Raw genomic sequence first — 9,785 nt, forward strand, 5'->3', positions numbered from 1 at the left:
ATTTTACTATGGGTTTGGGCGAGTGTGGTAAGGCCAGGGAGTAAAAGTGAAGGATTGTGAGTAAATGTTAGTAAAGTCACAACTGTTGATGAACCCCTGCTTTTAACCCTTAAGGATTTATAACCCCTCGTTCCCAGGCTCTCGCTTGGGCATACGGAGTCGCACTGAGTCAGCATGAGAAGGAAGCCCTTCGGCATTAGCTAGAACATCGATCGCGTTGGCTACCTTTTGGAGTGCGGTTGGCGAATAACTAATAATTGAGGAGTGTTTCATAAAAGTCTCCACTCCCAGTGCTGAAGCGTAGCGAGCTGCACCAGAAGTCGGCAGAGTGTGGTTAGGCCCTGCCAGGTAGTCTCCCACCGCTTCGGGGGTTGAGGAACCCATAAATATTGCACCGGCATGGCGAATCAGCTCCAGCATTGCCCAAGGGTCATCTACTTCCAGTTCCAGATGTTCCGGCGCGAATTCGTTGGAAAGTTCCGCAGCAACGGCTAGGGACTCGACCACAACAATCAAGCCGTAATGTGCTAGAGCTTTCTCTGTTAGCAAGCGTCGCGGGTGTTCCCGCAATTGCCATTCCACTTCTGCCTGTACTTTCTGCGCTAGCAGTTCATCGGTAGTTACCAGGATGGCGGCTGCCATTGGGTCGTGTTCGGCTTGTGCCAACAAGTCGGCTGCCACATAAACTGGGTTGGCAGTTCGATCGGCAATTACCAATACTTCTGATGGCCCTGCTAACGAGTCAATCCCAACCGTGCCGTAGACTAATTTTTTGGCCAGGGTCACATAAATGTTACCTGGGCCAGTAATTACATCTACCTTGGGTATAGTTTCTGTCCCGTAGGCCAATGCGGCGATCGCCTGAGCGCCCCCCACCCGATAGATTTCGTGGACGCCTGCTTCCTGTGCTGCCACCAGTACCGCCGGATTAATCGCAGCTGGGGAGATGCTAGGAGCCATTTGCGCTGACTTCAATTCTGATTTTGTTACTTCTAGCCCCGTAAGCTGACTCGGACTCGCTGGTGGCGTTACCATCGCAATTCTAGGCACGCCAGCAACTTTGGCCGGGATGGCATTCATCAAAACAGTACTGGGATAGGCAGCCCGACCGCCAGGAATGTAGATGCCAGCCCGGTCTACTGGGGTGTAACGCTTCCCCAACACTACCTCATCGTCTTTAAACTGAACCCAGGATTTGGGGACTCGCTGTCGGTGAAACGCTTCTATTTGCGCTCTTGCTAACTGAATTGCCTCCAGTAACTCTTTGGACACCTGTTGGTAAGCGGCATCTAATTCCGCTCCGCTCACCCGCAGCTGTTCTGAAGTCAGATATGTAAGGTCAAATTCTTGAGTATAATGCAAGACTGCCCGGTCGCCTTGGCGTTTTACCGCCTGTAGGACTTCCCGAACCGTTGCTTCTTTATGAACAATTTGGTCAGTGGAAGTGCGATCGCGGATACGCCGCAATTCCGACTCTGCCTCAATCCGCTGAGTAATGATTCGCAGCATGGAGTTAGGAATGCCGTTTCCTTTGGAATTACCCTTTTTGAGAATGGGTCAAAAGGCATCAAGGCCAAAATGCAGATGCCAGCGTTACCCATACTCGTTTCTCTAGCTTAACGTGGATTTTTATTGGGATCGCTCTCTCGTCAGTATAGATGTTATATTAGTTCTTCGAGGATTTTGAATGTTCTTTATTATAGAGTTACTTTGGTACTGACCAGTGGCTAATACTAAGTCCGCTATTAAGCGAGTTCAAATTGCAGAACGCAACCGTTTGCGTAACAAAGCTTACAGTTCAGCGGTCAAGACCCTGACGAAAAACTTCTTGGCAGCCCTCCAAAGCTACGGTGCCAAGCCCAGCCCTGAATCCCTACAGGAAGTAAAGCAGCGCATGGCGTCTGCCTATAGCAAAATTGACAAAGCGGTTAAGCGAGGTATATTACATCCCAATAATGGGGCTCGCAAAAAATCTCGCTTGGCCCGCGCTCTCAAACGCTACGACAGCAATACAGCATCTGCGGCTTCCTAGCTGTTTGTGGTATTAGGTAGTTGGGAATTTCAAATTTTAGATTTAAATTTGCCGAATCTAAAATCCCTCTTCCCTCTCCCTCTTCCTTCCTAGTCCCTAGCCCCTAGCCCCTTCTTAATGCAGTTGATCGACACCCACGTTCACATCAATTTTGATGTGTTTGAGTTTGAACTGGAGGCAGTGCGACAGCGATGGCTAGAAGCTGGCGTGATTCGTCTGGTTCATTCCTGCGTGGAACCGGATGAATTCGCAAGCATTCAAGCGATCGCTCACAAGTTTCCCGAAGTATTCTTTGCTGTCGGCTTGCATCCCCTAGACGCCCATAAATGGGTAACTCAGTCCGAAGACCAAATTCTGTCTTTAGGAAGATCCGATCCCAAAGTAGTTGCTATAGGCGAAATGGGATTAGATTTTTATAAGGCAGAAAACCAAGCCATACAAGAAACGGCTTTTTTGGCTCAGCTAGATGTGGCACAGAAACTCGATAAGCCGGTGATTATCCACTGTCGCGATGCAGCAGTGCGAATGCGAGAGCTATTGCAAGATTTTTGGGACTCTAAGGGTGCGGTACGGGGGGTTATGCACTGTTGGGGAGGAGGGCCAGAAGAAACTGAATGGTTTGTAGATTTGGGTTTCTATATCAGCTTTAGCGGTATTGTCACATTCAAAAATGCTGTTCAAGTGCAGGAATCGGCTAGGATGGTACCGATATCGCGCTTGCTGATAGAGACGGATTGCCCTTTTTTAGCACCGGTGCCAAAGCGGGGTAAACGCAACGAACCGGCATTCGTGCGGTATGTTGCCGATCGAGTGGCTGGTCTGCGGGGTGTCTCGACGGAAACGATCGCGAAAATTACAACTGAAAATGCCTATCGACTGTTTGGCTTTAGTTAGGGGGCATGACTTGTATAATGGGGTTAATTTGGCTATAATAGACGCTCGTGTTTTAGGGCGATCCGATCGAAATCACCGAATCCGCACAAGGTAATTCTGGATTATTTTTACGTCAATAGGTTAAAGCTTGCGCCATAATGGTAAAAGGAATAAGGCGCTAGGAACTCTACCCTTGAGTTAATCTGCACAGCGTAGCCATTTTAGGCCACAATTCACCGCCACAAATAATAATCTATCGGGCACTTGTCTGTGCTATGTGTTGGAAAACGGAAACAAATCTGAAAATAGGAACCTAGTAGATATATTCACCACTCCTACCAAAAAACCCTAAACCGTATAGGTGCGAAGCATTCCCTTGGATAACTTGTTGGTTAAAGCCAAAGATATACCGAATGCTTGATCCATTTGGATGCGCCATTGATTTTTGGACAATATACGAGCGGGCGAAGCCAACTATCAACTATAATGATATCCCACTCCGAATCGTGTCCTTGCGAATCGCCCTAACTATCAGTTTTTTCCAAGATATACTTCGCACGCACATAAACTGACCGTTTGGTATTCAGTAAAAAAAGTTACCCACTACTCGCTACCCGATGACTAATCAGACATACACGGAACCTACTGTCACTTTACCAGACTTAGTTGAGATTCAGCGAGCGAGCTTTCGCTGGTTCCTAGAGGAAGGACTAATAGAGGAGCTGAGCAGCTTTTCGCCGATTACGGACTACACCGGCAAGCTTGAGTTGCATTTCTTGGGCAAAGACTACAAGCTGAAGCGTCCTAAATATGATGTGGATGAGGCGAAGCGCCGGGACAGTACTTACGCCGTGCAGATGTATGTGCCTACGCGGTTGATTAATAAAGAAACTGGCGAAATAAAGGAGCAAGAAGTCTTTATTGGCGATTTGCCCCTGATGACCGATCGCGGCACTTTTATTATTAATGGAGCAGAACGGGTAATAGTCAACCAGATTGTCCGCAGCCCTGGCGTTTACTATAAGTCAGAGGTGGACAAAAATGGTCGCCGTACCTACAGCGCCTCGCTCATCCCCAACCGAGGCGCGTGGCTGAAGTTTGAGACAGATAAGAACGACCTCGTGTGGGTACGCATCGACAAGACTCGCAAGCTCAGTGCCCAGGTGTTGCTGAAGAGTCTGGGTTTGGCAGATAACGAAATCTTCGACGCTCTTCGCCACCCAGAATATTTTCAGAAGACTCTGGAGAAGGAGGGGAATCCGACAGAGGAGGAAGCCCTGATGGAGCTATATCGCAAGCTGCGACCGGGCGAGCCACCGACAGTCTCTGGCGGACAACAATTGTTGGATAGTCGATTTTTTGACCCTAAACGCTACGATCTGGGTCGGGTGGGCAGATATAAGCTAAATCGCAAGCTGAGACTCTCTGTGGCGGATACAGTCCGGGTGCTGACTCCGCCAGATATCCTAAGTTGCATCGACTATCTGATCAATCTGGAATTCGATATCGGCAGTACAGATGATATCGACCATTTGGGAAATCGCCGGGTGCGATCGGTCGGGGAACTTCTCCAGAACCAAGTTCGCGTGGGGCTAAACCGTCTGGAGCGAATCATTCGGGAGAGGATGACTGTCTCGGATTCGGAATCTCTCACCCCGGCCAGTTTGGTGAATCCCAAACCTCTGGTGGCGGCGATTAAGGAATTTTTTGGCTCTTCCCAGCTATCTCAGTTTATGGACCAGACTAACCCCCTGGCAGAATTGACTCACAAGCGTCGTCTCTCTGCTCTGGGACCGGGGGGTTTGACGAGGGAGCGGGCGGGTTTCGCAGTTCGGGATATTCACCCCTCCCACTATGGACGGGTATGTCCGATCGAAACTCCCGAAGGCCCCAATGCGGGTCTGATCAGTTCTCTCGCCACTCATGCACGGGTCAATTCCTATGGCTTCTTGGAGACTCCTTTCTGGCCTGTGGAAAATGGCAAGATCTTGAGTTCTCGCATTCCTGCCTATATGACTGCGGATGAGGAAGATGATAAGCGCGTGGCCCCAGGTGATATCCCGATCGATGAGGAGGGCAAAATCTTGGGGGAAACTGTTCCCGTTCGATACCGCCAAGAATTCACTACCACTACCCCTATGCAGGTAGATTATGTCGCCGTCTCTCCAGTCCAGATCATCTCGGTCGCCACTTCTCTCATCCCTTTTCTAGAACATGATGATGCCAACCGGGCGCTGATGGGGTCGAATATGCAGCGCCAAGCAGTGCCGCTGCTGAAACCAGAACGTCCTCTGGTGGGGACTGGGTTGGAGGCGCAGGCGGCGAGAGATAGCGGTATGGTGATTGTCTCTCGCCACGATGGTGAGGTGGTTTATCTGGATGCAGAGAGGATTCGGGTGAAGACTCACCGCCCAGAAGGGGCAGAGGGGCAGAAGGGCAGAGGGGCAGAGGGGCAACAAGGTACGGTAACGCTTACGAAGGCAGAGGCACGTCAGGCTCGCAACGAGCAGGAGGTTGAGTATATCTTGCAGAAATATCAGCGATCGAACCAAGATACCTGCCTCAATCAACGTCCCCTGGTGAAGATGGGCGCTATGGTCAAGGCGGGTCAGGTGCTGGCAGATGGTTCCGCGACTGAGGGCGGCGAAATCGCTCTGGGCCACAACATTCTCGTCGCCTATATGCCTTGGGAGGGCTACAACTATGAAGATGCCATCCTCATCAACGAGCGTCTCGTCTCTGACGATATCTACACCTCCATCCATATCGAGAAATACGAGATCGAGGCTCGCCAAACTAAGCTGGGCCCAGAAGAAATCACTAGGGAAATTCCCAATGTGGGGGAAGATTCTCTTCGCCAGTTGGATGAGACGGGAATTATTCGGATTGGCGCATGGGTAGAGGCTGCCGATATCCTCGTGGGCAAGGTGACCCCAAAGGGCGAATCTGACCAACCGCCAGAAGAGAAGCTGCTGCGAGCAATCTTTGGGGAAAAAGCTCGCGATGTCCGCGATAACTCTCTCCGTGTTCCCAATGGCGAGAAGGGCAGGGTCGTGGATGTCCGAGTTTTCACCAGAGAACAAGGTGACGAACTTCCCCCCGGCGCAAATATGGTGGTGCGAGTCTATGTCGCCCAAAAGCGCAAAATCCAGGTGGGTGACAAGATGGCCGGTCGCCACGGCAATAAGGGAATTATCTCTCGCATTCTCCCGCTGGAAGATATGCCCTATCTCCCCGACGGCACTCCTGTGGATATTGTTCTCAATCCTCTGGGTGTGCCCAGCCGCATGAATGTCGGTCAGGTATTTGAGTGTCTCCTCTCTTGGGCTGGAGAAAATCTGGGGACAAGGTTCAAGATCACTCCCTTCGACGAACGCTATGGTTTGGAGGCTTCTCGCACCACAGTTCATGGCAAGTTGGAACAAGCGCGGGAAGAGACGGGCAAGGATTGGCTCTTCGACCCAGAGAATCCTGGTAAGACAACTGTCTACGATGGTCGCACTGGAGAGGCTTTCGATCGCCCTATCACCATCGGCAAAGCCTATATGCTCAAGCTCGTTCACCTCGTGGATGACAAGATTCACGCTCGTTCCACAGGCCCCTACTCTCTCGTCACCCAACAACCTCTGGGTGGCAAGGCGCAACAGGGCGGTCAACGTTTTGGTGAGATGGAGGTCTGGGCGCTGGAAGCTTTTGGCGCAGCCTATACTCTCCAGGAGTTGCTGACTGTGAAGTCGGACGATATGCAGGGCCGGAACGAAGCGCTGAATGCGATCGTCAAGGGCAAATCCATTCCTCGTCCCGGCACTCCCGAATCTTTCAAGGTGTTGATGAGGGAGTTGCAATCTCTGGGTCTGGATATCGCAGTTCACAAAGTGGAGACTGCGGAAGATGGCAGCAGCCGCGATGTGGAGGTGGACCTGATGGCAGATGTGGGCAATCGTCGCACCCCGACTAAGCCTACATACGAGTCTCTGAGTCGGGAAGATTTGGTGGAGGAAGAAGATTAAGGGTTTTTTGAAGAGACGAGAAACCCGGTTTTTTGGAAAAACCGGGTTTCTGGAACCTCGATCGAAGCATCATGTTTGGGTTTTGGATTTATCTTAAGTCTGAAATCTGAAATCTCAACAAAATTAACTATTCTCTGTAGTAGCACAGCTAACTAAGCTTATTCAAAAAAAAATGTAAATAGTCGGACGCCGTGCTGCTACTCCAAATATCGGATACCATATCCTCACAAATAGCAAACACCATGCCCTTACAAATATCGGACACCATGCCCTTACACATATCGAACATCATATCCTTACCAATATCAGACACTATATCCTCACAAATATCGGACACTATATCCTGACAATAGGACACCATGCCCTTACACATATCGGACGATATCGATCGCAGAGTTACTACTTTGAATACACAGGCTATGAGGGAGTTGTTATGCTTTTGTTCAAAAAATCACTTACCTTTTTATTCCGCCGCCCCTCTGCATCTTGCGGAATTATGATGCCAATGTTCAACATCAGCACTTTGTGGTAGCACAGATCGGGGTAGAGATTTTGGATTTTGGATTTTGGATTAAAATTTTTCAATCCAAAATCTAAAATCTAAAATCCAAAATCAATATGTCGGTCATGCCAAGATTTTAATTACCTGTGCTACTTACAACAACATATTTTGAGCGGAAAGAACCGTAAATACGTTCGATGCGATCGCCACCCTTGCTACTACCTTGAAACACATAATGACAGAAATCAAATTAGTGGCAATAAAAATCATCAAAACATATTAGTTGGAGTTGAAAAAATGGCAAAACTAGAACAACGCTTTGATTATGTAAAAATCGGTATCGCCTCACCAGAACGCATCCGCCAATGGGGAGAGAGGACATTGCCAAATGGTCAGGTAGTGGGCGAAGTGACCAAACCAGAAACGATCAACTACAGAACACTCAAACCAGAGATGGATGGACTCTTCTGTGAGCGCATCTTCGGACCAGCAAAAGATTGGGAATGTCATTGTGGCAAATATAAGCGAGTTCGCCACAGAGGCATAGTCTGCGAACGCTGTGGAGTGGAAGTCACAGAATCTAGAGTGCGCCGTCATCGCATGGGCTACATCAAACTCGCCGCCCCCGTCGCCCATGTCTGGTATCTGAAAGGCATCCCCAGCTACATCGCCATATTGCTGGATATGCCCCTGCGAGATGTCGAGCAAATCGTCTATTTCAACGCCTATGTAGTGTTGGAACCGGGAAATGCAGACAACCTGAGTTACAAACAACTGCTGACCGAAGACCAATGGATGGAGATAGAAGACCAACTCTATAGCGAAGACTCTCACCTATCGGGAATCGAAGTGGGCATCGGAGCCGAAGCCCTGCAAGCCCTGTTGCAAAATATCAACCTGGAAGCAGAAGCAGAACAGCTGCGAGAAGAAATCGCCACCGCGAAGGGACAGAAACGCGCCAAGCTGATCAAACGGCTGCGCGTCATCGACAACTTCGTCGCCACCGGCTCCAAAGCAGAATGGATGGTATTGCAAGTCATCCCCGTCATCCCCCCAGACTTGCGCCCAATGGTGCAACTAGATGGAGGAAGATTCGCCACCAGCGACCTCAACGACCTCTATCGCCGCGTCATCAATCGCAACAACCGTCTGGCGAGACTGCAAGAAATCTTGGCACCAGAAATCATCGTCCGCAACGAGAAACGGATGTTGCAAGAAGCAGTTGACGCCCTGATAGACAACGGAAGGCGCGGACGCACAGTGGTGGGGGCAAATAACCGACCCCTGAAATCGCTCAGCGACATCATTGAGGGGAAGCAGGGCAGATTTCGGCAAAACCTATTGGGCAAGCGAGTTGACTATTCGGGCCGATCGGTCATCGTCGTCGGGCCAAAGCTGAAGATACACCAATGCGGACTGCCCAGAGAGATGGCCATAGAACTCTTCCAACCCTTCGTCATCCACAGATTGATTCGCCAGGGACTCGTCAACAACATCAAAGCCGCCAAAAAACTCATCCAGCGCAACGACCCCAGCGTCTGGGATGTCCTGGAAGAAGTGATCGAAGGGCATCCCGTCATGCTCAACCGCGCCCCCACACTCCACAGACTTGGCATCCAGGCATTTGAGCCAATCTTGGTAGAAGGTAGAGCCATCCAACTCCATCCCCTCGTCTGTCCCGCCTTCAATGCCGACTTCGACGGCGACCAAATGGCCGTGCATGTGCCCCTCTCTCTGGAATCTCAGGCAGAAGCGCGGTTGCTGATGTTGGCATCCAACAACATATTGTCACCAGCGACAGGCAGACCGATCGTCACCCCATCTCAAGACATGGTTCTCGGCTGCTATTACCTCACCGCCGACAACCCCCTCTTCACCAACAAAGAATCTCGCTATATGGCCAACTTCGACGACGTAGTTTTGGCTTATGAACAGCGCAAACTCAACCTGCACGAATATGTCTGGGTACGCTACGAAGGCCCGATGGAAACCGACGAACCCGACACAGAACCCCTGGAAGTTCGCACAGAAGAGGATGGCACAATTACCAAAATCTATAAATTTCAGCGCGTGAGAGAAACAGCCGACGGCAAAACAATCTCTAGGTACATCCGTACCACAGCCGGTCGGATTATCTACAACAAGGCTATTCAAGAAGTGGCTTCTTGAAAGTGCTTCGGCTTTAGTGCTGAGTGCTGAGTGAGGAGTGAGGAGTGAGGAGTGAGGAGTGAGGAGTGAGGAGTGAGGAGTGAGGAGTGAGGAGTGAGGAGTGCTAAGTGAGGAGTGGGAGAGGGGGAGAGGGGGAGAGGGGGAGAGGGGGAGAGAGATAAAACTTACTCAGCACTCAGCACTAAAGCCGAAGCACTCA

At 50.3% G+C, this 9,785-nt stretch carries 5 protein-coding genes; 4 read left to right on the forward strand and 1 reads right to left on the reverse strand.

Features of this window, described 5'->3' with window-relative positions:
- Positions 1-117: 117 nt before the first annotated feature.
- A complete protein-coding gene (gene hisD, locus LAY57_RS33775) occupies positions 118-1,509 on the reverse strand; it encodes a histidinol dehydrogenase (RefSeq protein ID WP_249071570.1) in 1,392 nt (463 codons plus the stop codon).
- A gap of 214 nt (positions 1,510-1,723) precedes the next feature.
- Here hisD and rpsT point away from each other — a divergent pair, with 214 nt between their 5' ends.
- The 4 genes from rpsT (at position 1,724) to LAY57_RS33795 (ending at position 9,586) form a co-directional block, all read left to right on the forward strand.
- The gene (rpsT, locus tag LAY57_RS33780) at positions 1,724-2,032 is read left to right on the forward strand and encodes a 30S ribosomal protein S20 (protein WP_249071571.1); all 309 of its coding nucleotides are present in this window, start codon (positions 1,724-1,726) and stop codon (positions 2,030-2,032) included.
- A 117-nt stretch (positions 2,033-2,149) separates the two neighbouring features.
- Positions 2,150-2,926 carry a TatD family hydrolase gene (locus tag LAY57_RS33785; RefSeq protein ID WP_249071572.1) on the forward strand — a complete coding sequence of 259 codons (777 nt, stop codon included), beginning with the start codon at positions 2,150-2,152 and terminating at the stop codon, positions 2,924-2,926.
- Between the two features lie 596 nt (positions 2,927-3,522).
- A complete protein-coding gene (gene rpoB / locus LAY57_RS33790) occupies positions 3,523-6,915 on the forward strand; it encodes a DNA-directed RNA polymerase subunit beta (RefSeq protein WP_249071573.1) in 3,393 nt (1,130 codons plus the stop codon).
- A gap of 799 nt (positions 6,916-7,714) precedes the next feature.
- Positions 7,715-9,586, forward strand: coding sequence for a DNA-directed RNA polymerase subunit gamma (locus LAY57_RS33795; protein WP_249071574.1), 1,872 nt, complete (start codon positions 7,715-7,717; stop codon positions 9,584-9,586).
- The last annotated feature ends 199 nt before the right edge of the window (positions 9,587-9,785 follow it).

The sequence above is a fragment of the Argonema antarcticum A004/B2 genome (assembly GCF_023333585.1).
Classification (GTDB): Bacteria; Cyanobacteriota; Cyanobacteriia; order Cyanobacteriales; family Aerosakkonemataceae; genus Argonema; species Argonema antarcticum.

Coding starts and splice junctions, on each gene's coding strand:
- LAY57_RS33795 (WP_249071574.1), top strand. CDS start 7,715: ATGGCAAAACTAGAACAACGCTTTGATTATGTAAAAATCGGTATCGCC.
- rpoB (WP_249071573.1), top strand. CDS start 3,523: ATGACTAATCAGACATACACGGAACCTACTGTCACTTTACCAGACTTA.
- LAY57_RS33785 (WP_249071572.1), top strand. CDS start 2,150: ATGCAGTTGATCGACACCCACGTTCACATCAATTTTGATGTGTTTGAG.
- hisD (WP_249071570.1), bottom strand. CDS start 1,509: ATGCTGCGAATCATTACTCAGCGGATTGAGGCAGAGTCGGAATTGCGG.